At 64.0% G+C, this 25,196-nt stretch carries 18 protein-coding genes; 13 read left to right on the forward strand and 5 right to left on the reverse strand.

The window, feature by feature from the left end; all coding sequences use genetic code 11:
• The first annotated feature begins 6 nt into the window (after window positions 1-6).
• The 5 genes from ACVIIW_RS13245 to ACVIIW_RS13265 all read left to right on the forward strand — a co-directional run bounded on the left by ACVIIW_RS13245 (window position 7) and on the right by ACVIIW_RS13265 (window position 6,546).
• Complete coding sequence (locus tag ACVIIW_RS13245; RefSeq protein ID WP_456701154.1) at window positions 7-780, forward strand: SDR family NAD(P)-dependent oxidoreductase; 774 nt, start codon at window positions 7-9, stop codon at window positions 778-780.
• Window positions 781-986: 206 nt separating this feature from the next.
• A complete protein-coding gene (glpK, locus tag ACVIIW_RS13250) occupies window positions 987-2,492 on the forward strand; it encodes a glycerol kinase GlpK (RefSeq protein ID WP_456701155.1) in 1,506 nt (501 codons plus the stop codon).
• A gap of 69 nt (window positions 2,493-2,561) precedes the next feature.
• Window positions 2,562-5,009 (forward strand): penicillin acylase family protein, encoded by a 2,448-nt coding sequence (locus ACVIIW_RS13255; protein WP_456701156.1) that lies wholly within the window; start codon window positions 2,562-2,564, stop codon window positions 5,007-5,009.
• A 33-nt stretch (window positions 5,010-5,042) separates the two neighbouring features.
• Window positions 5,043-5,636 (forward strand): GNAT family N-acetyltransferase, encoded by a 594-nt coding sequence (locus tag ACVIIW_RS13260; protein WP_456701157.1) that lies wholly within the window; start codon window positions 5,043-5,045, stop codon window positions 5,634-5,636.
• Window positions 5,637-5,916: 280 nt separating this feature from the next.
• Window positions 5,917-6,546, forward strand: a complete 630-nt coding sequence (locus tag ACVIIW_RS13265; RefSeq protein WP_456701158.1) for a glutathione S-transferase family protein — start codon at window positions 5,917-5,919, stop codon at window positions 6,544-6,546.
• A 16-nt stretch (window positions 6,547-6,562) separates the two neighbouring features.
• On the opposite strand, the gene ACVIIW_RS13270 is transcribed toward ACVIIW_RS13265, so the two are convergent.
• The 3 genes from ACVIIW_RS13270 to metF all read right to left on the reverse strand — a co-directional run bounded on the left by ACVIIW_RS13270 (window position 6,563) and on the right by metF (window position 12,201).
• Window positions 6,563-7,129 (reverse strand): YbhB/YbcL family Raf kinase inhibitor-like protein, encoded by a 567-nt coding sequence (locus ACVIIW_RS13270; RefSeq protein ID WP_456701159.1) that lies wholly within the window; start codon window positions 7,127-7,129, stop codon window positions 6,563-6,565.
• A 281-nt stretch (window positions 7,130-7,410) separates the two neighbouring features.
• Window positions 7,411-11,277: a methionine synthase gene (metH, locus tag ACVIIW_RS13275; RefSeq protein ID WP_456701160.1), complete on the reverse strand. Its 3,867-nt coding sequence runs from the start codon at window positions 11,275-11,277 to the stop codon at window positions 7,411-7,413.
• Between the two features lie 6 nt (window positions 11,278-11,283).
• The gene (metF, locus tag ACVIIW_RS13280; RefSeq protein WP_456701161.1) at window positions 11,284-12,201 is read right to left on the reverse strand and encodes a methylenetetrahydrofolate reductase [NAD(P)H]; all 918 of its coding nucleotides are present in this window, start codon (window positions 12,199-12,201) and stop codon (window positions 11,284-11,286) included.
• A 389-nt stretch (window positions 12,202-12,590) separates the two neighbouring features.
• On the opposite strand from metF, the gene ACVIIW_RS13285 reads away from it, so the two are divergent.
• Window positions 12,591-13,607: an LLM class flavin-dependent oxidoreductase gene (locus tag ACVIIW_RS13285; RefSeq protein ID WP_456701162.1), complete on the forward strand. Its 1,017-nt coding sequence runs from the start codon at window positions 12,591-12,593 to the stop codon at window positions 13,605-13,607.
• A 37-nt stretch (window positions 13,608-13,644) separates the two neighbouring features.
• Here the strand turns inward: ACVIIW_RS13285 and ACVIIW_RS13290 are convergent, their stop codons facing one another.
• Entirely contained in the window at window positions 13,645-14,505 is an 861-nt protein-coding gene (locus ACVIIW_RS13290) for a prephenate dehydratase (protein WP_456701163.1), read from the reverse strand.
• Window positions 14,506-14,526: 21 nt separating this feature from the next.
• Entirely contained in the window at window positions 14,527-15,267 is a 741-nt protein-coding gene (locus tag ACVIIW_RS13295) for a 3-deoxy-manno-octulosonate cytidylyltransferase (protein WP_456701164.1), read from the reverse strand.
• 219 nt (window positions 15,268-15,486) lie between these two features.
• Here ACVIIW_RS13295 and ACVIIW_RS13300 point away from each other — a divergent pair, with 219 nt between their 5' ends.
• From ACVIIW_RS13300 to ACVIIW_RS13330, 7 genes are all read left to right on the forward strand, one after another.
• Window positions 15,487-16,041, forward strand: a complete 555-nt coding sequence (locus ACVIIW_RS13300) for a c-type cytochrome (RefSeq protein ID WP_456701165.1) — start codon at window positions 15,487-15,489, stop codon at window positions 16,039-16,041.
• 211 nt (window positions 16,042-16,252) lie between these two features.
• A complete protein-coding gene (locus ACVIIW_RS13305; RefSeq protein ID WP_456701166.1) occupies window positions 16,253-18,154 on the forward strand; it encodes an ABC transporter substrate-binding protein in 1,902 nt (633 codons plus the stop codon).
• A gap of 14 nt (window positions 18,155-18,168) precedes the next feature.
• On the forward strand, window positions 18,169-20,055 hold the full coding sequence (locus ACVIIW_RS13310) for an extracellular solute-binding protein (RefSeq protein ID WP_456701167.1): 1,887 nt from the start codon (window positions 18,169-18,171) through the stop codon (window positions 20,053-20,055).
• Window positions 20,056-20,058: 3 nt separating this feature from the next.
• Complete coding sequence (locus ACVIIW_RS13315) at window positions 20,059-21,168, forward strand: microcin C ABC transporter permease YejB (RefSeq protein ID WP_456701168.1); 1,110 nt, start codon at window positions 20,059-20,061, stop codon at window positions 21,166-21,168.
• On the forward strand, window positions 21,168-22,346 hold the full coding sequence (locus ACVIIW_RS13320) for an ABC transporter permease (RefSeq protein WP_456701169.1): 1,179 nt from the start codon (window positions 21,168-21,170) through the stop codon (window positions 22,344-22,346). The genes ACVIIW_RS13315 and ACVIIW_RS13320 overlap by 1 nt, the downstream gene beginning before the upstream one ends.
• Window positions 22,347-22,353: 7 nt before the next feature.
• On the forward strand, window positions 22,354-23,991 hold the full coding sequence (locus ACVIIW_RS13325) for an ABC transporter ATP-binding protein (protein WP_456701170.1): 1,638 nt from the start codon (window positions 22,354-22,356) through the stop codon (window positions 23,989-23,991).
• Window positions 23,992-24,283: 292 nt separating this feature from the next.
• Window positions 24,284-24,472, forward strand: coding sequence for a hypothetical protein (locus tag ACVIIW_RS13330; protein ID WP_456701171.1), 189 nt, complete (start codon window positions 24,284-24,286; stop codon window positions 24,470-24,472).
• The last annotated feature ends 724 nt before the right edge of the window (window positions 24,473-25,196 follow it).

Below are 25,196 nucleotides of genomic sequence, written 5' to 3' on the forward strand. Positions count from 1 at the left end.
ACGACAATGAAAAACACCCCGTTCGATCTCACCGGAAGAGTCGCAGTCGTCACCGGCTCCAGCCGCGGCATTGGCCGCTCCTCCGCCGAGCTGCTTGCCAAGTTAGGGGCCAAGGTCGTGGTGTCCTCGCGCAAGGCGGACGCGTGCAAGGAAGTCGCCGACGGCATCAATGCCTCAGGCGGCGACGCCACCGTCATCCCCTGCAACATCGCGCGCAAGGCCGAGGTCGAGGCGCTGATCTCGGGTGCGACCCAGCACTACGGCAAGATCGACATCCTGGTCTGCAACGCCGCGGTGAACCCGTATTACGGCCCGCTGCTCGACATCACGGACGAGGCCTTCGACAAGATCATGGGCTCGAACGTCAAGAGCAACATCTGGCTCTCCGCGCTCGCAATCCCGCAGATGGCGGCACGCGGCAACGGCTCGGTCGTCATCATCTCCTCGATCGGCGGCTTGCGCGGCTCGACCGTGATCGGTGCCTACGGCATCTCCAAGGCGGCCGATTTCGCGCTGTGCCGCTCGCTCGCCGGCGAATGGGGCCCGAAGGGCGTCCGCGTCAATTGCATCGCGCCGGGCCTCATCAAGACCGATTTCGCCCGCGCGCTGTGGGAAGACGAAGCCAACCTCAAGCGCCGCACCGCGACCACGCCGCTGCGCCGCATCGGCGAGCCCGACGAAATCGCCGGCGCCGTCGCCTATCTCGCCTCGGATGCCTCGAGCTTCATGACCGGCCAGACGATCGTGATCGACGGCGGCGTCACCACGGCGGCGGTGTAGGCTTCGCGCCACTTGCGATTGTATCTCAGCGCCGCTTCGCTTACCCTCTTCTTGAGGGGGCGGGTCGAGCTACGCTGGTCCCGGACCCCTCCAGGGGAGGGTAAGCGAGAGCCAGCTTGACCTCTCCGCGGCAATCCCGTTTCTTTGGCGCGACACAATGACCCCTCCCGGGGTGAGCGCCCAAGAAAACGCCAAGGTAAGCTTCCATGTCTTTCGTCCTCGCCATCGACCAGGGCACCACCTCCTCGCGCGCAATCGTCTTCCGGAGCGACATTTCGATCGCGGCCCGCGCGCAGCAGGAGTTTCAGCAGCATTTTCCGGCCTCGGGCTGGGTCGAGCACGAGCCGGAGGACATCTGGACCTCGACCGTGATGGTCTGCCGCGACGCGATCGAGCAGGCCGGCATCACGGCCAAGGACATCGCGGCGATCGGCATCACCAATCAGCGCGAGACCACCGTGGTGTGGGACCGCACCACGGGCCAGGCCGTGCACCGCGCCATCGTCTGGCAGGACCGCCGCACCGCCGGCATCTGCGCCAAATTGAAAGCAGATGGCCGCGAGCCGCTGATCTCGCGGAAAACAGGCCTGATCATCGACCCCTATTTCTCCGGCACCAAGGTCGCCTGGATCCTCGACCACGTCCCCGGCGCGCGCGCGCGTGCCGCCCGTGGCGAGCTGATGTTCGGCACGGTCGATTGCTACCTGCTCTGGCGCCTCACCGGCGGCAAGGTACACGCCACCGACGCCACCAACGCCTCGCGTACGCTGCTGTTCAACATCCACACCGGCCAGTGGGACGACGAACTGCTCGAGATCATCGGCGTGCCGCGCTCGATGCTGCCGGAGGTGAAGGATTCCTCCGCCCGCTTCGGCGAGAGCACGCCTGATTTGTTCGGCGGCCCGATCGCGATCGCAGGCATTGCCGGCGACCAGCAGGCCGCGACGATCGGGCAAGCCTGTTTCCGCCCCGGCATGATGAAGTCGACCTACGGCACCGGCTGTTTTGCGCTGCTCAACACCGGCTCCACGCCCGTGGTCTCCAAGAACAAGCTGCTCACCACCATCGCCTACCAGCTCGACGGCAAGCGCACCTACGCGCTCGAAGGCTCGATCTTCGTCGCAGGCTCGGCGGTGCAATGGCTGCGCGATGGTCTCGGCATCATCAAGCACGCGGCCGAGACCGGCCCTCTTGCTGATCAGTCCGACTCCATGCAGAGCGTTTATCTCGTCCCGGCCTTCGTCGGCATGGGCGCGCCCTACTGGAATCCGCGCGTCCGCGGCGCGCTGTTCGGCCTCACCCGCAACTCCGGCCCGGCCGAGCTTGCGCACGCCGCGCTCGAGAGCGTCTGCTACCAGACCTTCGATCTGTGGGCCGCGATGCGCGCGGACTGGCCGAGCTCGGAAACGGCGAGTGTCGTGCTTCGCGTCGATGGCGGCATGACGGCGTCCGACTGGACCATGCAGCGCCTCGCCGATCTCCTGGACGCCCCGGTCGACCGTCCCGTGATCCAGGAGACCACGGCGCTCGGCGCGGCCTATCTCGCCGGCCTCAATGCGGGCGTCTATCCCGAGCCGACGAAATTCGCCGACAATTGGCGCCTCGAGCACCGGTTCAGGCCGAACATGAGCCAGGCCACGCGCGATCGAAAGCTCGCCGGCTGGGCCCGCGCGGTGAGGGGTGTACTGGCAAGCGACGAGGGCGAGGAATAGGCGGGTTCTTGTACGGGCTACCGGGCCAAAATTAGCGGCACGCAAAAAGAACAACAACGGGAGAAGAGAATGAACACGGATTTCAACCGGGTCATCCAAAAGCTCGGCATCGCGGCGATCTCCGCCGCGCTGCTCACGTCCACCGTCATCGCGCGCGAACAACCGAACCCGCTGCTCAGCGCGCGCCAGGTCAAGACCGACGTCGAGGGCCTCGACGCGCCCGGCCAGATCCTGGTCGATGTCTGGGGCATCCCGCACATCTATGCCGGAAACGAGCACGACCTGTTCTTCCTGCAGGGCTTCAACGCCGCGCGGGACCGGCTCTGGCAGATCGATCTCTGGCGCAAGCGCGGCCTCGGCCTGCTCGCGAAGGATTTCGGCCAGGCCTATGTCGAGCAGGACAAGGCGCTGCGGCTGTTTCTCTATCGCGGCGACATGAAGGCGGAATGGACCTCCTACGGTCCCAAGGCGAAGACCTATGCGGACGCGTTCGTCGCCGGCATCAACGCCTATGTCGCCGACGTGCGCGCGAGCAAGCGCCCGCTGCCGATCGAGTTCAGGATCGCCGGCACCATGCCCGACACCTGGACGGCAGACGATGTCGTTCGCATTCGCAGCCACGGCCTGACGCGCAACGTCTCCTCCGAGGTCAAGCGCTCGCTGGTCGCTTGCGCCGCCGGCCTCGATGCCGATCGTTTCCGCGTGAAGCTGGAGCCGGCCTGGACGACGAAGGTGCCTGACGGCCTCGATCCCTGCGCCGTGCCGAAGGCCGTGCTCGCGGCCTACGATCTCGCGACGCGCCCCGTCGCCTTTGCCGCGCCCAAGGACCAGAAGGCGGCGCTCGCGCACGATCCCGACAAATATCTCACCGAGGCCGACCAGCAGCGCGACACCATCGGCTCCAACAATTGGGTGATCGCGGCCTCGCGCACCGCGACGGGCCGCCCGATCCTCGCCAATGATCCGCATCGCGAGCACAGCGTGCCCTCGCTGCGCTATATCGTCGGACTCAATGCACCCGGTCTCTCCGTGATCGGCGCCGGCGAGCCCGCGCTCCCAGGCATCTCGATCGGCCACAACGGCACCATCGCCTTCGGCCTCACCATCTTCAACGTCGACCAGGAAGATCTCTACGTCTACGAACTCAATCCGCAAGATCCCAACCAGTATCGCTATGGCAATGGCTGGGAGGACATGCGCATCGTTCACGAGACGGAGGAGGTGAAGGGCGAGGGCAATCGCGAGATTGAGCTGAAATTCACGCGCCACGGGCCCGTGATCTTCGTCGACGAGGACAAGAAGCACGCCTTTGCCGTGCGTTCGATCTGGTTCGAGCCGGGCACCTCGGCCTATTTCGGCTCGTCGGACTACATGACCGCAAAGGACTGGAGCGGTTTCCTCGCCGCCATGCGGCGCTGGGGCGCCCCGTCGGAGAACCAGGTCTATGCCGACACCAGGGGCAATATCGGGTGGGTCGCTGCCGGCAAGACGCCGCGCCGCCTCAATTTCGACGGCCTGATGCCGGTGCCCGGCGATGGCCGCTATGAATGGCAGGGATTTCTCTCGCTGGACGAGCTGCCGAAATCCTATCAGCCGAAGCAGGGCTATTTCGCCACCGCCAACCACATGAACCTGCCGGCCGATTATCCGGTCAACGAGCGCAGGGTCGGCTTCGAATGGTCCGACAGCGCGCGCTGGCAGCGCATCACCGAGGTGCTCGCGGCCAACAACAAGGTGACGCTCGCCGACGCCATGGATCTGCAGAACGACGACACCGCCATGATGGGACGGCGGCTGGTCAAGCTGTTGCAGCCCCTCACCTCTGACGATGCCAAGGTGAGGCAGGGTCTCGATCTGTTGAAGCGCTGGGATGCGCGCGACGCCGCCGACAGCGCCGCGGCGGCCGTGTTCGAGGTCTGGATCGCCAATCATCTCGGACCGGTGCTGTTGAAGATCACGGCGCCCAAGGCCGCCGGCCTGATCGCGCCTGAGGCCTCCAGCATTTCGGCGCTCGTGGCCGCGCTGGAATCTCCGGATGCATCGTTTGGCGCCGATCCCGCTGTGACGCGCGACCAGATCCTGCGCGACAGCCTCGGTGCGGCGGTGGCCGATGTCATCAGCAAGCTCGGCCCTGATCCCTCCACCTGGCGCTGGGGCCGCCTGCATGTCGCACAGTTCGACCACGCGCTGATACCGCTCGCCGACAAGGCCACCGCGACGCAGATGTCTGTCGGTCCGCTCGCCTTCGGTGGCGCGGGCAACGTGCCGCGCGCCGCCACCTATCGCCGCTCGGATTACCGGCTCCTGTCGGGCGCCTCGTTCCGCATGGTGCTCGACGTCGGCAATTGGGACGCCAGCCGCACCATCAACACGCCAGGGCAATCCGGCGATCCCTTCAGCGGCCACTACCGCGACCTCGCGCCGCTGTGGGCGACGGGGCAATACGTGCCGCTGCTCTACAGCCGCAGCGCAGTGGAGGCTGCGACCGCGGAGGCAATCACGCTGACGCCGAGGTGACGTCGCGCTGACCTAAACTGAACGAGCCATTCCATGATCCTCCGCGACGGCTATTCCGACATCCCCGCCGGCAAGATCGCCGCAGTCGTCACGCATCTTGAGATGACCGCACCGCCCCCGCGCCGCGACGATCCGCCCGGCAAATGGTTGCTGCGCAGGGTCGAAGCGCCCGCACTTGCCTGGTACCGCGATCTCTTCCGGCGCGTCGGTGAGAACTGGCTGTGGTTCTCACGAGCCCGCATGAACGACACCGAGCTTGCCGCGATCATCCACGCTGCAGGTATCGAGATCTACGCCCTCGTCGTTGACGGCCGCGAGGAAGGCATGCTCGAGCTGGATTTCCACGAACCGGGCCAATGCGAGCTGGTCTATTTCGGCGTCACCGACAGCTTGATCGGCACCGGCGCCGGCCGCTTCCTGATGAACCGCGCACTGGAGCGTGCATGGTCAAACGGCGTGCATCGCGTCTGGGTCCACACCTGCACGTTCGATCATCCCTCGGCCGTCGCCTTCTATCAGCGCTCGGGATTTCGTCCGTTCCGACGGCAGGTCGAGGTCGCGGATGATCCGCGCCTCGACGGAACGGCACCGCGTGATGCGGCGAAGCACGTGCCGATCATCGAATAGCATGCGGGCCCCGCGGCCATTTATGGACGTTGTCGTCCTCTGCCAACCGCTCGCGGCAAAGGTCCGCGCCGGACGGCGTTGAAGTGAGTCGGCGCAGTCGCGGCAGATGAATCCCCCGTGCCGCCAGTTCATGAGGGCGTCGCAGAACATGGTCTCGTCATCCGTTCGACGGTTGTCGGCGAAGAACCGGCAGGCGATATTGCGAGCGACGTCTTAAACCAATCGAGCGGTTCTGGCGTGGGCAGGCGGGTCAGGCCCCGAGAATAACAAGAGGTGCACCATGTTCCTGGTAGGCCAATATGATTCCCCCTTCGTCCGCCGCGTCGCGATTGCGCTGCGGCTTTACGGGATCACCTTCGAGCACAAGCCGTGGTCGACCTTCGGCGATGCCGACAAGATCGCGCCGTACAATCCGCTGCGCCGCGTGCCGACGCTGGTGTGTGATGATGGCGAGGCGCTGATCGAGAGCACGATCATTCTGGACTATCTCGACGAGCTTGTCGGTGCCGGCAAGGCGATGCTGCCGCGAAGCGGCGCTGAGCGTCGCCGGCACCTGCGCATCTGCGCACTCGCGACCGGCCTCGGCGACAAGGCGGTCAGCCTGCTCTACGAGCGGGTGCTGCGGAAGGAGCAGCTCGCGCTGTGGGTCGAGCGCTGCCAGGCACAGATCGGCGACGTGCTGAAGGTACTGGAAGCCGAGCGCGCCAAGGTGAAGACGCCGTACTGGCTGGGGGACCGCATCGGCCACGCCGATGTCGCGGTCGCCTGCGTCGTGCGCTTCACCCGCGAGGCGCACCCACAGCTCTTCGATCCCGCACGCTATCCGGCGCTTGCGGCCCATGCCGAGCGCTGCGAGGCGCTGGCGCCGTTCAAGGAGATCGTCCAACCGCTCGCCCCGCCGAAAGCGTGAGCGTCGCCAGGTCACCTCATCGGCCGTAGAGACCGGTCAGTGTCGCTTTCGCAAGCGTGTGAAAGTGCAGATCGAAACCAACCAGCGCTGCCGACGCCGAATGATCCTTGGCGTCCGGTAGTTTTGCGACATCTACGGCGAAGACGGTGATCTGATAGTGATGCGGCTTGTCGCCGGTCGGTGGGCACGGTCCGCCATAGCCATCGCTGCCGAAGTCGGTGCGGCTCTGGACCGCTCCCTTCGGCAGCAAGTTCTTCTTCGGATCGCCTGCCCCCTTTGGAAGCGAAGCGACGGAAGCTGGAACATTGAAAACGACCCAATGCCACCAGCCGCTGCCGGTCGGCGCGTCAGGATCATACATCGTCACGGCGAAGCTCTTGGTGCCTGCCGGTGCACCGCTCCAGCTCAAGGCCGGCGAAACGTTGTTGCCCGTACAGCCGAATCCCTTGAATACCTGCTCGTTGGCGATCGTTGCGCCTTCGGCGATGTCCGGGCTGGTCAACGCGAGGCTCTGCGCACCAGCTTCGCCTGCAGAAAGCAGGAACGCGCACGATGCCAGCCATGAGAACGCAAACCTTGTCATGGAGACTCCCTTCGCAGAAGCATTCAAAACACCGGAAGGTAGCGCCCAAGGAACGATGTTTCAATCGGCCTGCCCCGTTGCTTTCGATGCTGCGGCGCAATCGGGCGCTGCGAGGCACTGGCACCGTTCAAGAAGATCGTCCAGCCTCTCGCTCTGCCGCAGGGGTGAATGCACATCCGCTGTGATGTTGCGTTGCGCTACTTGCAGCATCATTCCCACGATAGATCACGCGGTATGGGTCATGGCTTTCGCCAGGACGACACCGGATGTGCGGCAAGAGCCTAACCCGCCCCGACGCGCTTTTTCTGCCAGGCCAGATGCACGGCGCAGGTGCAGCCGGGGGGGTGCGCGGCGAGGTCGTTGGACGTGACGTCGTTCGCCGGTGTAGCCGCGAACGAGGCATTCACGTCCCTGGCGGCCGAAGTCTGTTGCGCCGGGATGTAGTTGAGGATCGGCGCCAGCCAGCGTTCGACCTCGGAGACGCTCATCTCCTTGCGCGCGGCATAGTCCTCGACCTGGTCGCGTTCGATCTTGCCGACGCCGAAATAATAGCTCTCGGGGTTCGCGAAATAGAGCCCGGATACGCTGCTGCCCGGCCACATCGCAAAGCTCTCGGTCAGCTTCACGCCGGCGGTCGCTTCCGCATCCAGCAGCGCGAACAGCGTCGCCTTTTCGGTGTGATCGGGCTGCGCGGGATAACCGGGCGCCGGGCGGATGCCCTGATATTTTTCCAGGATCAGATCCTCGTTCGATAGCGTCTCGTCAGGCGCGTAGGCCCAGAACTCGCGGCGGACGCGGGCATGCATGCGCTCGGCAAAGGCTTCGGCGAGGCGGTCGGCCAGCGCCTTGCACAGGATCGAGGAGTAATCGTCATTGGCCATCTTGAAGCGCTCCGCGACCGCGTCCTCGCCGATCCCGGCGGTGACGACGAAGCCGCCGACATAGTCGGGCACGCCCGCAGGCGCGACGAAGTCGGCCAGCGCCGCGTTGAAACGCCCCTCGCGCTTTTCGAGCTGTTGGCGCAGCGTGTGCAGCGTCGCGACCTTCTTGGTGCGGCTCTCATCGGCATAGAGCACGATGTCGTCGCCATCAGCGTTCGCCGGCCAGAAGCCGACGGTGGCGCGCGCCCGGAACCATTTCTCCTTCACGATGCTGTCGAGCATCCTGCGCGCATCGTCGTAGAGCGAGCGCGCGACTTCGCCGACCTTGGCATCGTCGAGGATGGCGGGGAAGCGCCCGGCGAGCTCCCAGGTCTGGAAGAATGGCGTCCAGTCGATATAGGGCACCAGCTCGGCGAGGTCGTAGTCGTCGAAGCTCTTGGTGCCGAGGAAGGTCGGCTTCACCGGCTTGCTGGCGGCGAAGTCGACCGGCACGCGGTTCTTGCGCGCGTCGGCCAATTTCAGCCGCTTCTTGTCGGCCTGCGCACGCAGATGCGCCTCGGAGATCTTGGCGTATTCGGCGCGCACCTCGGCAGCATAGGCCTCGCGCTTCTCAGGCGAGAGCAGCGAGGAGGCCACGCCGACCGCGCGGCTGGCGTCGTTGACGTGGACGACGGGGCCGGCGCGATAGCTCGGATCGATCTTCACGGCCGTATGCACGCGGCTCGTGGTGGCGCCGCCGATCAGCAGCGGCAGCTTCAGGCCCTCGCGCTGCAGCTCGCCGGCGAAAAACGCCATCTCGTCGAGCGAGGGCGTGATCAGGCCCGAGAGACCCACGATGTCGGCGTTCTCAGCCTTCACCGTCTCGACGATCTTGGATGCCGGCACCATCACGCCGAGGTCGATGACTTCGTAATTGTTGCACTGGAGCACGATGCCGACGATGTTCTTGCCGATGTCGTGGACGTCGCCCTTGACGGTCGCCAGCACGATCTTGCCGGCGGAGGAGGAGCCTTCGGCGCCGATGCCGTTGGCGAGATTGCGCGCCTTCTCCTCTTCCATGAACGGCATCAGCCAGGCCACCGCCTGCTTCATCACGCGCGCCGATTTCACCACCTGCGGCAGGAACATCTTGCCGTCGCCGAAGAGATCGCCGACCACGTTCATGCCGGCCATCAGCGGTCCCTCGATCACGTCGAGCGGGCGTGACGCGTTCTTGCGGGCTTCCTCGGTATCCTGCTCGATGAACTCGGTGATGCCATGCACCAGCGAGTGCGACAGCCGCTTCTCCACCGGCCATTCGCGCCAGGCGAGATCGGCTTCCTTGGCCTCGGTCTTCTTTCCGCGGAATTTCTCGGCCAGTGCCAGGAGGCGCTCGGACGCGCCCGCGTCGCGGTTGAGGATGACGTCCTCGCAGACCTGGCGCAATTCAGGGTCGATGTCGTCATAGACGATCATCTGCCCGGCATTGACGATGCCCATGTCCATCCCGGCCTTGATGGCGTGATACAGGAACACCGAGTGCATCGCCTCGCGCACCGGCTCGTTGCCGCGGAACGAGAACGACAGGTTCGAGACGCCGCCAGAGATGTGCGCGCCCGGCAGGTTCTGCCGGATCCAGCGCGTCGCCTCGATGAAGTCGACGCCGTAGTTGTTGTGCTCCTCGATGCCGGTCGCGATCGCGAAGATATTGGGATCGAAGATGATGTCCTCGGGCGGGAAGCCGACCTTGTTCACCAGGATGTCGTAGGCACGCTTGCAGATATCGGTCTTGCGCGCGAACGTGTCGGCCTGGCCGACTTCGTCGAACGCCATCACCACGACAGCCGCGCCATGGCGGCGGGCGATTTTTGCTTCGTGGATGAACTTCGCTTCGCCTTCCTTCATCGAGATCGAATTGACCACCGGCTTGCCCTGCACGCATTTCAAGCCGGCCTCGATCACCGAGAACTTCGAGGAGTCGACCATCACAGGAACGCGGGCGATGTCTGGTTCGGCGGCGACGAGGTTCAGGAACGTCACCATCGCGGCCTCCGAATCCAGAAGACCCTCGTCCATGTTGACGTCGATGATCTGCGCGCCGTTCTCGACCTGGTCGCGCGCCACCTGGAGCGCGGCGGTGTAGTCGCCGGCGGTGATCAGCTTACGGAAGCGGGCGGAGCCGGTGACGTTTGTTCGCTCGCCGACGTTGACGAACGGAATCGCATCCGTCAGCACGAAGGGCTCGAGGCCGGAAAGCCTTAAGCGTGGCGCGATCTCGGGAACGATCCGCGGCTTGTGCGGGGCGACGGCGTGAGCAATCGCCGCGATATGATCCGGCGTGGTGCCGCAGCAGCCTCCGACGATGTTGACGAGGCCGTCGCGCGCGAATTCGCCGACCAGCCGGGCCATGTAGTCCGGCGTCTCGTCATACTGGCCGAATTCGTTGGGCAGACCGGCGTTCGGATAGGCGCAGACCAGCGTGTCTGCGACGCGGCCGATGTCGGCGATATGCGCGCGCAAATCTTCCGCACCGAGCGCGCAGTTGAAGCCGATGGTAACGGGCTTGGCGTGCCGCACCGAATTCCAGAACGCCTCCGGCATCTGGCCCGAGAGCAGGCGGCCGGACTTGTCGGTGATGGTGCCCGACACCATCACGGGCATGTCGATGCCGAGTTCTTCGGTGATCTCGGCGATGGCGTAGAGCGCCGCCTTGGCGTTGAGCGTATCGAAGATCGTCTCGACCAGCAGCAGGTCGACGCCGCCGTCGATCAGGCCGCGGATCTGCTCGCCATAGGACTTGCGCAAATCGTCGAAGGTGACGGCGCGGTAGCCGGGATTGGCCACATCAGGCGAGATTGAGGCGGTACGGTTGGTCGGCCCGATGGCACCCGCAACGAAGCGCGGCTTGCCGTCTTCGGCGGCGACGCGCCGGGCGGCATTGCCGGCAAGGCGGGCACCATCGCGCGCCATTTCATACACAATGTCGGTGAGGTCGTAATCGGCCTGCGCGATTGAAGTGGTCGAGAAGGTATTGGTCGCCACGATGTCGGCGCCGGCGCGCAAATACGCGGCGTGGATGTCCTCGATCGCCTGCGGCTGGGTCAGGATCAGGAGATCGTTGTTGCCGCGCAGGTCGCGATGAAAGTTCTTGAAGCGCGTGCCGCGGAAGGCGGCCTCGTCGAACTGCAGGTTCTGAATCATCGTGCCCATGGCGCCGTCGAGCACGAGGATGCGCTCGCGCGCGGCGTTGATGAGGGCGGTTCGTTTCGGCGAGGTGGATACAGACATGGTGCTTTAAGCCGCCTTCTGCGTGCTCTTGGCGCGAATGCCGAGCAAATGGCTGATTGCGAACACGAGATCGGCGCGGTTCATGGTGTAGAAATGGAAGGTGTCGACGCCGTGTTTTGCCAGTTTCTGCACCTGGCCGGCTGCCACCGTGGCGGCGACGAGCTTGCGGGTCTCGGCGTCGTCGTCGAGGCCTTCGAATTTCGCGGCGAACCAGTCCGGCACGGTGGTGCCGGCGCGCGTGACGAAATTGCGGGCCTGCTTGAAATTGTGCATGGGCATGATGCCCGGCACGATCGGGATGTTGATGCCTCGCGCATGGACGCGGTCGAGATAGCGGAAGTACAGGTCGTTGTCGAAGAACACCTGGGTGATCGCGCGCGTCGCGCCGGCATCGACTTTTGCCTTGAGCGTATCGATGTCGGCGTCAAAGTCCCGCGCTTCGGGGTGCTTCTCGGGATAAGCAGAGACACTCACTTCGATGTCGGCATGCCGCTTCTTGATCCCGGCGACAAGCGCATCCGACGTCTGATAGCCGTCGGGATGGCTCGCATAGGGCGTGCCGATCCCGCCTGGGGGATCGCCGCGCAGGCCGACGATGTGGCGGACGCCGACCTCGTGATAGCGGTCGACGATCTCGTCGATTTCGCCGCGCGAGGCCCCGACGCAGGTCAGGTGCGCCGCCGGCAGCAGCGCGGTCTCCTTGAGGATGCGGGAGATGGTGGAGTGGGTGCGTTCGCGAGTCGAGCCGCCGGCGCCGTAGGTCACCGAGACGAATTTCGGATCGAGGGGCGCGAGCCGGTTGATGGTCTCCCAGAGATTCCGCTCCATATCTTCGGTCTTGGGCGGAAAGAATTCGAAGGAGATCGCAGGCCGCTTCACGGCGAGGTGCCCGTCGGCTGCCGCAGGCGTCGTCAAGTCGGTCATGGCACCACTCACTCCAGGGCTCAGCCAGGTATCTGGCGGCCGGGTCAAGCTTGGGAGGGGTAACATAGAGCAATGCGGCTGGGCTCAACAGCCCATCGCATATGGGAAATTGCCCACTTCCTGCGAATGTATCCCTGAAATTGGCGTTTCTGACGGTGTGAGTGGGATAATGAGAAGTTCTATTTATCGCATTAATATCAGTCGTTTAGATATGAGAAGGGTGATTTTTTGCAGCCAGGTTTGGCGGTGGGCATGATGAATTCTGTGTTGCAAGCCTAGTGCTTGGCCCAACGAACGGCAGTTCCGGGCGTCCGCCTCCCGGCCGCACACGCCAGATCTGCGCTATGCACCCATTGTCGCCGCGCCGCCCTCCGCTACGTTAGCGCGCGATGATCCCGCTCTCAGTCCTCGACCTCTCGGTCGTCACCACGGCCACGAAGCCCGCTGCGGCGCTGCGCAACAGCATTGACCTGGCGCGCCATGTCGATGGGCTCGGCTATGTTCGCTATTGGCTTGCCGAGCACCACAACCTCGCTTCAGTCGCGAGCCCCGCGCCCGACGTGATGATTGGGCAGATCGCGGCGGTGACGAAGCACATCCGCGTTGGCTCCGGCGGCGTGATGCTGCCCAACCACGCGCCGCTGGTGGTGGCGGAGCGATTCAAGATGCTGGAGGCCTTGTTTCCCGGCCGTATTGATCTTGGCCTGGGCCGCGCGCCAGGCACGGATGGGGCCACGGCCTATGCACTGCGCAGCCGGCTCGACCGGCGCGAGGGCGATGATTTTCTGGAGCGGCTGCACGAATTGATCCTGTGGGAGACGCGCGAATTCCCCGCAGGCCATCCCTATCACAACGTCGTCGCGATGCCTGACGACACCCCGCTGCCGCCGATCTGGCTGCTCGGCTCCAGCGATTATTCCTCTGAGCTTGCAGCCCAGGTCGGCATGGGCTTCGCCTTCGCGCACCATTTTGCATCCCACGATGCCATCGACGCGATGGTGCATTATCGTAACCGCTTCCAGCCCTCGGCCTGGCGCGCGACACCGCATGCGATCCTCGCCGTTGCCGTCATTGTCGCCGATACCGACGAGGAGGCGGAGAAGCTCGCGGCATCGTTCGATCTCAATCGTCTGCGCCGCGACCGTGGACAATATCTGCCACTGCCGAGCGTCGAGGAGGCGCTGGCCTATCCTTATACGGATTCCGAGCGCGTCTCGATTGCGCGTAACCGCTCGCGCCTGTTCGTCGGCAGCCCCGCGACGGTGCAGAAGAAGCTTCGGCCGCTGATGGATGCGAGCAAGCCGGACGAATTGATGGTGATCACCGCCGTGTACGACCACGAGGCGCGCAAGAGGTCGTATTCGCTGTTGGCGCAGGCGTTCGGGCTGACGAAGCAGGCAGCATGAGCCGCTGTTACCCTCCCCCTCCAGGGAGGGTGGCAGATCAATCCTGCAGCGTCTCGCTGAAGGTCGCGCGGAACGGGTGGCCCGGATAGACGCCGACGATGCGGAATTCGCGCGAGAAGAATTTCAGCTCCTCGATCGCAAACGCGAGACCCTTGTCTTCAGGGTGGCCGTCGACATCGGCGTAAAACTGCGTGGCGAAGAAATTCCCGTCGACCATGTAGCTTTCGAGCTTGGTCATGTTCACGCCATTGGTGGCAAAGCCGCCGAGCGCCTTGTAGAGCGCGGCCGGCAAGTTGCGCACCCGGAAGACGAATGTGGTGACCAGCGGGCCCGAACCCTGCGTGGCCCATTTCGGCTCGCGCGCCAGCACGACGAAGCGGGTGGTGTTGTGGGCCTCGTCCTCGATGTCCTCGGCGAGAATGTCGAGGCCGTAAATCTTCGCGGCGAGGCGCGAGGCGATCGCAGCGACAGTCTTGTCCTTGCGCTCGGAAATGTCACGGGCGCTACCGGCCGTATCCGCATGCACGATGGGCTTGATGCCGAGCTTCCGAATGACGCGCCGGCACTGGCCGAGCGCATGCACATGGCTCTCGACACTCTTGATGTCGGAAATATTGGTGCCCTTGACCGCCATCAGCTGATGGCGGACCGGCAAGAACCATTCACCGATGATGAAGAGGCCGGAGGCCGGCAGCAGATGGTGGATGTCCGCGACGCGGCCCGCGACCGAATTTTCGATCGGGATCATGCCGAGATCGGCCTCGCCCGAGGAGATCGCCGACAGCGCGTCCTCGAAGGTGGCGCAGGGCATCGGCTCCGCGTCGGGATAGGCTTCGACGATGGCGATGTGGGAATTGGCGCCAGGTTCGCCCTGGAATGCGATCTTCATCTTGCTCATGGCGGGCCTTGTAGCAGCGGCTCAGGATTTGGAAAGGATTCTGCGGGCGGTCTCCAGGTCCGCCGGCGTGTCGACCCCGCGGGGCACGGTGTCGACGATGGTGAAGTCGATCCGCATGCCGGCCTCGAGGGCCCTCAGTTGCTCCAGACTTTCCTGCAACTCCAGTGGAGAGGGCGGCAACGAGACATAGCGCTCCAGCGCCGCGCGGCGATAGGCGTAGAGGCCGATATGATGGTAGCGCGGTCCGTTGCCGGCCGGCGCGGTGGCGCGGGTGAAATAAAGTGCGCGCATGCGCCGGCCGCCGAGCGAAGTTCCGATCGCCTTCACGACGCTCGGGGCGAGGTCCTCCTCCTCGGTGTGGATCTGCGATGCCAGCGTGGCGATGTCGACGGCCGGGTCCTCCAGCGGCGGCAGCACGTCGCGGATATTGTCGGTCGTGATCGTCGGGAAGTCGCCCTGGAGATTGATCACGATCTCGGCCTGTCCGCCCGGATCGAGCTTCTGCATGGCCTCGTGGATGCGGGCCGAGCCGTTGAGATGGTTGGGGCTGGTCATGACCGCCACGCCGCCATCCGCTGTGACGGCGTCGGCGATCTCCTGCGTATCGGTCGCGACCGCGACCCGACCGACTGCCGCTTCCTGCGCCCGGCGCAGCACATGGATGATCATCGGCAGGCCCACGATGTCCTTCAGCGGCTTGCCAGGCAGGCGGGTCGACGCCATGCGGGCCGGGATCAGCACCAGAATGCGGGGATTGGTCATCGGTTCAAGAGCCTGGAAACGGGGCGATTTCCGCACCGGGAAATGGGGTGGGGATCGGCTGAAAGCCGCATCGCTTATACGGGTTGCCAGACCCCGGGCAAACCGATATCTGAATGGCAAAACTCGGGGAAACAATAAGGAACGTGTGATTCTCCCGAGGCTCGTCCTGGCGGCCGCCCGGCCGCTTGTTCCTTCTTGCGGTGTGGGGCCTGGCCGGAAATGGACTCTTTCGAACTCAACAAGATTCTTGGTGCCGTGCTCGGTACCTGTCTCGTTCTGCTGGTGACGAGCTTCACCGCGAACGCGCTGTTCTCGCCCAAGATGCCGGAGAAGCCGGGCTTCGAGATCGCCGTGAAGGAAGAAGCTGGTGACAAGGGCGGCGCTCCCGCGGCCGCAGCCCCGTCCGAGCCGATCGAGAAGCTGCTCCAGACCGCCTCCGTCGAGAAGGGCGCGGCTGCCGCGAAGAAGTGCGGCGCCTGCCACACCTTCGAGAAGGGCGGCCCGAACCGTGTCGGTCCGAACCTCTACGGCATCGTCGGCGACAATCGCGGCGAGGACCGCGGCGGATTCAATTTCTCAGCCGCCATGAAGGCCAAGGGTGGCACCTGGACGATCGACGATCTCAACAAGTTCATCGCGAATCCGAAGGGCTTCATTCCCGGCACCGCGATGGGCTTCGCCGGCATCCCGAAGGACTCGGAGCGCGCCGACGTCATCGCCTATCTCAACAGCCTGTCGGACAGCCCGAAGCCGCTGCCCACCGCGGCGAAATAAGCCTGTCGGACCGACCTTGGACTGTGCGGCCAGGCCCCCAAGCCTGGCCGTTTCCTTGTCTGGAGCCTCGCACTGTCGTTACCGGGGCGTTTGGCCGCAGCGGACTGGCCGCCTGGCCCGCCAAGATGAGGAAAAAGCAACATATTCCGTCGAAACCTCGCCTATATTGGGAACTTAAAGGAGTAGCCTCCTTCAAGACAGGGATGTTGATTTGGCCATTACCCGACGCGATCTCCTGCTCACCGGCGCGGCCGTAGCCGCGCTTCCCGCCCTCGGCTCTGCAGCCGGTGTTCCCATCGTCCGCACGGCGGCGGCGCAATCGGGCGGTGAGCTGCCTTGGCGGCATGCGCTGTCGCTGTTCGGCGACGTCAAGTACCCGGCCGACTTCAAACGGTTCGACTACGTCAATCCTGATGCGCCCAAGGGCGGCGCGGTACGGCAGATCGCGATCGGGACGTTCGATAATTTCAACTATGTTGTTTCCGGCGTGAAGGGCAATCTCGCCGCGCCGGTCCCCTTGATTTACGACACCCTGACGACCGCCGCTCTGGATGAGGTTTCGACGGAATACGGCTTGCTGGCCGAAGCGGTCAGCCGTCCCGACGATTCCTCCTTTGTGATCTATCGTCTGCGCGCACAGGCCAAATGGCACGACGGAAAGCCGGTCACCGCCGAGGATGTGATCTACTCACTGGACGTGCTGAAGAAGAATCATCCGTTTTATGCGGCGTACTATCGACATGTGGTCGGCGCCGAGAAGGTCGGCGACCGCGATGTCAAGTTTACGTTCGATGCGCCGGGAAACCGAGAGCTTCCGCAAATCGTCGGTCAACTCGTGGTTCTGCCCAAGCACTGGTGGGAGGGGACGGATGCCCAGGGCAAGAAACGCGACGTAACGGTGACCACGCTCGAAATTCCGCTCGGCGGGGGGCCATATCGAATCAAGGATTATGTCGCCGGCCGCAGCATCGTGCTGGAACGAGTCAAGGATTACTGGGGGAGCGAGGTCAACGTTAACATCGGGCGAAATAATTTCGACGAGCTGCGGTACGAATATTTCAGGGATGCCACCGTCGCGATCGAGGCTTTCAAGGCCGATCAGGTTGACTGGCGCGCCGAAAACAGCGCGAAGAACTGGGCGACGGCCTACGATTTCCCGGCTGTTGCCGAGAAACGCGTTGTTCTGGAGGAGTTTCCAAATCGCAGCTCGGGCGTGATGCAGGCCTTTGCCCCGAACTTGCGTCGCGCCAAGTTCGCGGATGCGAGGGTGCGCCGGGCCCTCAACTATGCGTTCGACTTCGAGGAGATGAACAAGCAGATCTTCTTTGGTCAGTACAAGCGCATCGGCAGCTATTTCGACGGAATCGAAGATCTGATGGCGACCGGCGTGCCGGAAGGAAAAGAGCTCGAGATTCTGGAGGGCCTCCGTGCTGAGATTCCGCCCGAGGTGTTTACGACGCCCTACACAAACCCTGTCGGCGGTAGTCCGGAAGCCGTACGCGAAAATCTGAGAGAGGCGCTGCGCCTGCTGAAGGAAGCCGGCTATGAGGTGCGCGATCGTAAGCTGATCGAAGTCAAGACAGGTACCCAGCTCTCTCTCGAATTGCTGGCTCAGGACCCGGCCTTCGAAAGGGTCATGTTGTTCTACAAGCCCTCCCTGGAGAGGCTCGGCATTGCAGTCAGCGTCCGAACGATCGATCCGACGCAATATGAAAACCGGCTGCGCGAATGGGATTTCGACATCGTCGTTGCCTCCTGGGGAGAGTCCTTGTCCCCGGGCAACGAGCAGCGCGAATCCTGGGGCTCGAAAGCTGCGGACATGAGCGGTTCGCGCAACGTCGTCGGTATCAAGAATCCGGCGATTGACAAGCTGATCGACCGGGTCATCTTCGCGAAGGATCGAGCGGAGCTCGTGGCCGCGACCAAGGCGCTGGACCGCGTGCTTCTGTGGAACCATTATGTGGTGCCGCAATGGAATTATCCAAAACTGCGCACGGCGCGATGGGATCGCTTCGGCAGGCCGGCCGAAATGCCGAAATACGGCCAGTCGACCTTCCCCTTCATCTGGTGGTACGACGCAGACAAGGCGGCACGGATCGCGAAGAAGTCGTGAAGGACATTTCTCGCATGGCGCAGCTTTCACGCCGGCATGTGCTGGTCCTCGGTGCCGGCGGCATGGTCAGCGCTGCCGCATTGCGCAGCGCGGCGGCATCGGAGGGGCCCAGCGAGGCCCACGGCATGTCGGCGTTCGGCGATCTGAAATATCCCGCCGATTTCCACCATTTCGACTATGTCAATGTCGACGCCCCGAAGGGCGGCACGTTCTCGCTGATTCCGTCGACGAGGGGCTACAACCAGTCCTTCTTCACCTTCAACTCGCTCAACGCCTTCATCCTCAAGGGCGAGGGTGCACAAGGCATGGACCTGACCTTCGCCACGCTGATGGCGCATGCCGGCGACGAGCCCGACGCCATGTACGGCTTTGCCGCAAAGTCGGTGCAGATCTCTCCGGACAAGCTCGCCTATCGCTTCACGATGCGGCCCGAGGCGACGTTTCACGACGGCACCAAGCTGACCGCGCACGACGTCGCGTTCTCGATCAACGTCCTGAAGGACAAGGGCCATCCGCTGATCCAGATCCAGATGCGCGACGTCAAGGGCGCTGAGGCCATCGACGACGCCGCCGTGATCGTGACCTTCGCCGCGAAGCGCGCGCGCGACGTGCCGCTTTATGTGGCGAGCCTTCCGATCTTCTCCAAGGCCTATTACGCGAACCGGACGTTCGACGAGACCACGACCGACGCGCCGCTGGGCTCGGGGGCCTACAAGGTCGGCAGGTTCGAGATCAACCGCTTCATCGAGTTCGAGCGCGTCAGGCATTGGTGGGGCGCGGACCTGCCGGTCTGTCGCGGCAGCAATAATTTCGACGTGGTCCGCTACGAATTCTACCGCGACCGCGACGTCGCGTTCGAAGGCTTCACCGGCAAGAACTATCTCTATCGCGAGGAGTTCACCTCGCGCATCTGGGCGACGCGCTACGACTTTCCCGCGATCAGGGAGGGACGGGTCAAGCGAGAGGAGGTGCCCGATCAGACGCCTTCGGGCGGACAAGGCTGGTTCCTGAACACGCGGCGGGACAAGTTCAAGAACCCCAAGGTACGCGAAGCATTGAACTACGCGTTCGACTTCGAGTGGACCAACAAGACCATCATGTACGGCGCCTACGCGCGCGCCCGCTCGCCGTTCCAGAATTCCGATCTCGTCGCCGAAGGGATGCCCTCGCCGGAGGAGCTGAAGCTGCTCGAGCCGTTCCGCGGCCAGGTGCCCGACGAAGTCTTCGGTGAGCCCTTCGTGCCGCCGGTGTCGGACGGTTCGGGGCAGGACCGCGCGCTGCTGCGCAAGGCGCAGCAATTGCTCCAGGAGGCGCAGCTTCCGGTCAAGGAGGGCAAGCGGCTGTTGCCGAGCGGCGAAGTCTTCGCCATCGAGTTCCTGACAGACGAGGCCTCGTTCCAACCGCACCACGCCTCATTCCTCAAGAACCTGAACATCCTTGGCATCGACGCAAATCTGCGCCTGGTCGATGCCGTCCAGTACCGCGCCCGCGTCGAATCCTTCGATTTCGACGTAGCCATCAACCGCATCACCATGTCGGCCACGCCCGGCGACAGCTTGCGAACCTACTTCACCTCGCAAGCGGCGATGACCAAGGGCTCCTACAATCTGGCCGGCGTATCCAGCCCCGCGCTCGACGCGCTGGTCGAGAAGGCGATGGCCGCCGAGACGCGCCGGGATCTGACGGTTGCCTGCCGCGCGATCGATCGCGTCTTCCGCGCCGGCCGCTACTGGGTGCCGCAATGGTACAATACCAGCCACCGGCTGGCGTATTGGGACGAGTTCGACCATCCCGCGAACCTGCCGCGTTACGCGCTCACCGACTATACGAGCGGCGTAGGGGAGCGGACGCTGTGGTGGTACGATGCCGCCAAGGCCGCCAAGCTCGATCAGGCGAAGTAGCTCATGAGCGCCTATATCGCACGCCGCCTCCTCCTGATGATTCCGACGCTGCTCGGGATCCTCTTCATTTCGTTCGTGGTCGTGCAATTCGCGCCGGGCGGTCCGGTGGAGCGCGTGATCGCGCAGTTGTCGGGCGCCGATACCGGCGGCACCTCGCGGATCTCCGGCGGCGGCGACTTCGCGCAGCGTGCGCCGGGCCAGGGCGGAGCTGGCAGTGATGCCATCAATTCGAAATACCGCGGCGCGCAGGGCCTCGACCCCGATTTCATCAAGAAGCTGGAAAAGCAGTTCGGCTTCGACAAGCCGGCGCCGGAGCGGTTCGCGTTGATGGTCTGGAACTACGCGCGCTTCGATTTCGGCAAGAGCTATTTCCGCGACGTCAGCGTCATCCAGCTCATCAAGGAGAAGCTGCCGGTCTCGATCTCGCTGGGCCTGTGGCTCACGCTGCTGACCTACCTGATCTCGATTCCCCTCGGCATCCGCAAGGCGGTGAAGGATGGCACGCGCTTCGACACGTGGACATCGAGCGTGATCGTGCTCGGTTACGCGATTCCAGGCTTCCTGTTTGCGATCCTTCTGATCATCCTGTTCGCCGGCGGCTCATTCTTCAATTGGTTCCCGCTGCGCGGGTTGACATCCGACGGCTGGTCGCAGTTTCCCTGGTACTGGAAGATCATCGACTATTTCTGGCATCTGACGCTGCCGATCATCGCGATGGGACTCGGCGCCTTTGCGACCATGACATTTCTCACCAAGAACTCGTTCCTGGACGAGATCCGCAAGCAATATGTCATGACGGCACGGGCGAAGGGCTGCAGCGAGCGCCAGGTGCTCTACGGCCACATCTTCCGCAATGCGATGCTGATCGTGATCGCGGGCTTCCCCGGGGCCTTCATCAGCGCCTTCTTCTCGGGCTCGCTGCTGATCGAGACCATCTTCTCGCTCGATGGGATCGGGCTGCTCGGTTTCGAGAGCGTTCTCAACCGCGACTATCCCGTCGTGTTCGGCACTCTCTACATCTTTTCGCTCATTGGTCTCGTGGTCGGTCTGATCTCCGACCTGACCTATATGTGGATCGATCCACGGATCGATTTCGAGGCGCGGGAGGTCTGATGGCAGTCACCGCGCCCACCCCGGTCGAGACCACCACGAGGTCGCCGTTCGGCGAAGCCGTGCCGATCACGCGCAAGTCGTTCGCACCGTCGCCGCTCAACAAGCGGCGCTGGCAGAACTTCAAGGCTAACCGCCGCGGCTACTGGTCCTTCTGGATCTTCATGGTCATGTTCGTGGTCTCGCTGTTCGCCGAGCTGATCGCCAACGACCGTCCCTTCCTGATCAAATATGACGGCCATCTCTACTGGCCCGCCTTCGTCACCTATTCGGAAACGACGTTCGGCGGCGATTTCGAGACCGCGGCCGACTATCGCGACCCCTACCTGCAGAAGCTGATCAAGGACAAGGGCGGCACCATCGTCTGGCCGCTGATCCGCTACTCCTACGACACCCACAATCTCGATCTGCCGACGCCGGCGCCATCGCCGCCGACCTGGCTGTTGACGGAAGCCCAGTGCAAGCCGGTGCTGGAGAAGAAGGGCCTGAAGAGCTGCCGCGACCTCGAATACAACTGGCTCGGCACCGACGATCAGGGCCGCGACGTCGTGGCGCGGATGATCTACGGTTTCCGCATCTCGGTGCTGTTCGGACTGGCGTTGACGATCTGCTCGTCGGTCATCGGCATCATCGCCGGGGGCGTGCAGGGCTATTTCGGCGGCTGGACGGATCTGTTGTTCCAGCGCTTCATCGAGATATGGAACGCGATACCCTATCTCTATCTGCTGCTGATCGTCGCGGCCGTGCTTCCGCCGGGCTTCTTCATCCTGCTCGGCATCATGGTGTTGTTTCACTGGGTGTCGCTGGTCGGCCTGGTGCGCGCGGAATTTCTGCGCGGACGCAATTTCGAATATATCCAGGCGGCGCGCGCACTGGGTGTGTCGGATAAGGTCATCATGTTCCGGCACCTGTTGCCGAACGCCATGGTCGCGACCATGACGTTCCTGCCGTTCATCGTCTCATCCTCGGTGATGACGCTGACGGCTCTCGATTTCCTGGGTTTCGGCCTGCCGCCCGGCTCGCCATCGCTCGGCGAATTGTTGTCGCAGGCGAAGGCGAACGTGCAGGCGCCGTGGCTCGGCTTCGCCGGCTTCTTCTCGGTTGCGAGCATGCTGTCGCTCCTGCTCTTCACCGGCGAGGCCGTGCGCGACGCCTTCGATCCGCGCAAGACGTTCAAGTGAGGGCGTGATGGACGCGATCAACCAGCCCCTGCTTGCCGTACGCGACCTCTCGGTGGCTTTCCACCAGGGCGGCGCCACCACGCTCGCCGTCGACAGGATCTCGTTCCAGATCAAGCGCGGCGAATGCGTCGCGCTGGTCGGCGAATCCGGCTCCGGCAAGTCGGTCAGCGCGCTGTCGATCCTCAAGCTGCTGCCGTATCCCAGCGCCTCGCATCCCTCGGGCAGCATCCGCTTCAAGGGACAGGAGCTGATCGACCGGTCCGAGCGGCAGATGCGGGAGATCCGCGGCAGCGACATCTCCATCATCTTCCAGGAGCCGATGACCTCGCTCAATCCGCTGCACACGATCGAGGCGCAGATCGGCGAGATCATCCAGCTGCACAATCCGGTCAGCAATGCCGAGGCACGCAAGCGGACGCTGGAGTTGCTGACGCAGGTCGGAATCCCCGAGCCCGAGACGCGGCTCAAGAGCTATCCGCACCAGCTCTCCGGCGGCCAGCGCCAGCGCGTCATGATTGCGATGGCGCTCGCCAACGAGCCGGATCTCTTGATTGCGGACGAGCCGACCACCGCGCTCGACGTCACCGTGCAGGCGCAGATCCTGTCGCTGCTCGCCGAGATCCGTTCGCGTCTCGGCATGAGCCTGCTCTTCATCACCCACGATCTCGGCATCGTGCGCCGCATCGCCGATACCGTCTGTGTGATGAAGGGCGGCGTGATCGTCGAGCAGGGGCCGGTGGAGCAGGTTTTCAAGACGCCGAAACATCCCTATACGCGCGACCTGCTCGCGGCGGAGCCGAAGCCTGATCCGGCGCCGCCGCAGCCCAATGCGCCGGTGGTGATGTCGGCGGATGATCTCAAGGTGTGGTTTCCGATCAAGCGCGGCTTGATGCGCAAGACGGTCGGCCACATCAAGGCGGTCGACGGCGTCAGCGTCGCCGTGCGCAAGGGCGAGACGCTCGGCGTCGTCGGCGAGTCGGGCTCGGGCAAGACCACCCTGGGTCTCGCCTTGCTGCGACTGATCTCCTCGAACGGACGCATCGTCTTCCTCGGCAAGGACATCCAGGGCTTGCGCTTCAAGGAGATGCGCCCCTTCCGGCGCGACATGCAGATCGTGTTCCAGGATCCGTTCGGCTCGCTCAGCCCGCGCATGTCGATCGCCGACATCATCGCCGAAGGCCTCTCCGTGCATCAGCCGAAGCTGTCGCGCGAGGAGCGCGAGGCGCGCGTCGTCAAGGCGCTCGAGGACGTCGGCCTGCAGCCGGACACGCGCTATCGCTATCCGCACGAATTTTCCGGCGGCCAGCGCCAGCGCATCTCGATCGCGCGCGCGGTGGTTCTGGAGCCTGACTTCATCGTGCTCGACGAGCCGACCAGCGCGCTCGACATGCTGATCCAGGCGCAGATGGTCGATCTCTTGCGCGAGCTGCAGCGCAGGCGCGATCTCACCTACATGTTCATCTCGCACGATCTGCGCGTCGTCGCCTCGCTTGCCAGCCATCTCATCGTGATGCGCGGCGGCAAGGTGGTCGAGGAAGGCCAGGCCGCCGAGCTGTTCAGGAATCCGAAGACGGATTACACCCGCGCGCTGTTCGCGGCGGCGTTCCGGCTGGAGACGTCAGGCGGCGGCGAGGTGGCGACGTAGTTCTTCCTTCACCTCTCCCGAAGGGAAAGGTCGATTTGCTCCCGGCGATGCGCGGCGGGCTACCGGCATGACGCATGTCGTCCAACGGCTTCGACAGGAAAACATAGTTTGACCGGGGCTACGGCTTGCCCGACCGCCGCTGGCGAGCCATGGCGGAGATCCGCTTCATCCGGCTTCAGGCCGAGATGATATCGTAATACGATAGTTCAACGCGCAATTAACCTATGTGGGCGTCGGGGCATGATGACGCAGATACACTTTTCCGTTCCCTCTGAATGACATGGAGCATGGGATGGGAAAGAAGCGAAGACGGTTCAAGCAAACAGACTCGCTGGAAACTCGCCTGCATCAATTCGCGCTGGAGTTGCACGAGCAGGCCGTGCGGACGCCTCCGGGCGAGGAACGATCCGCGCTGTTGAAACGCGCGTATAACGCAGATCAAGCAATCGATCTGGAGCGTCAACTCCGCCGGGCTCAATAGGACCGCGTGTCTCAGGGTTTAGCCCAGGGGTCTCTATCTTCCCTGTTGCCCATGGGTGGTGCAACCATTCCCCGGCCATCACCGGCCAGGCTCTCGGGCGCCGGTGGCTGAGACGCCGACAGCGCTCCGGCCTGCAAAACCATGGGAGCGCGGTATGCGGATATCCTGCGCATGCGAGCGTTCCGCTACAGGAACACCGTAGTCTTCCGGGTCGTCTAACGTCGGGAAGTGGACAGAGCCGCGCACGCACTGCAGCGACACTGACGACGTTTGATGCCGTAATCATATTGGCTGGCGCTCAGGCCCGGCGGTCGTAGGGGTGCGACTGCCGGGCCTGATTTGCGTTTGCTGTGACGTAGATCACCGGCCGCTCCGCCGCGCGGTACGAGCGGCCATGGACCGCACCATGCTGCAACCTCGCGATGGCCCGGCAACACGTCGTCCTCGGTGAAGAGGCAAGAGGCTCTGATCGCGGAGCTGGACCGCGATGGCCACGATGCCTCTGATGCTCTGAAGCTCCTTGCCACCCAGCGCGCGACGCAGCCGCTGCACCTGCAGGACCGCAACCGGCAGAGTTGGCAGGCCAAAGCCATGCCGACATTCCAGCAGGCCGAGAAGCGTCCGGTTAGCGGAGCCCACCTTGTGCAACCAAGAGGATCCTTATTCCTCCCTGCAAACGCCAAATTGACCAATCCGGTCGCAGTTTTCAGCAGCAGCGTTTGAG

Source organism: Bradyrhizobium sp. USDA 4449 (assembly GCF_054056275.1).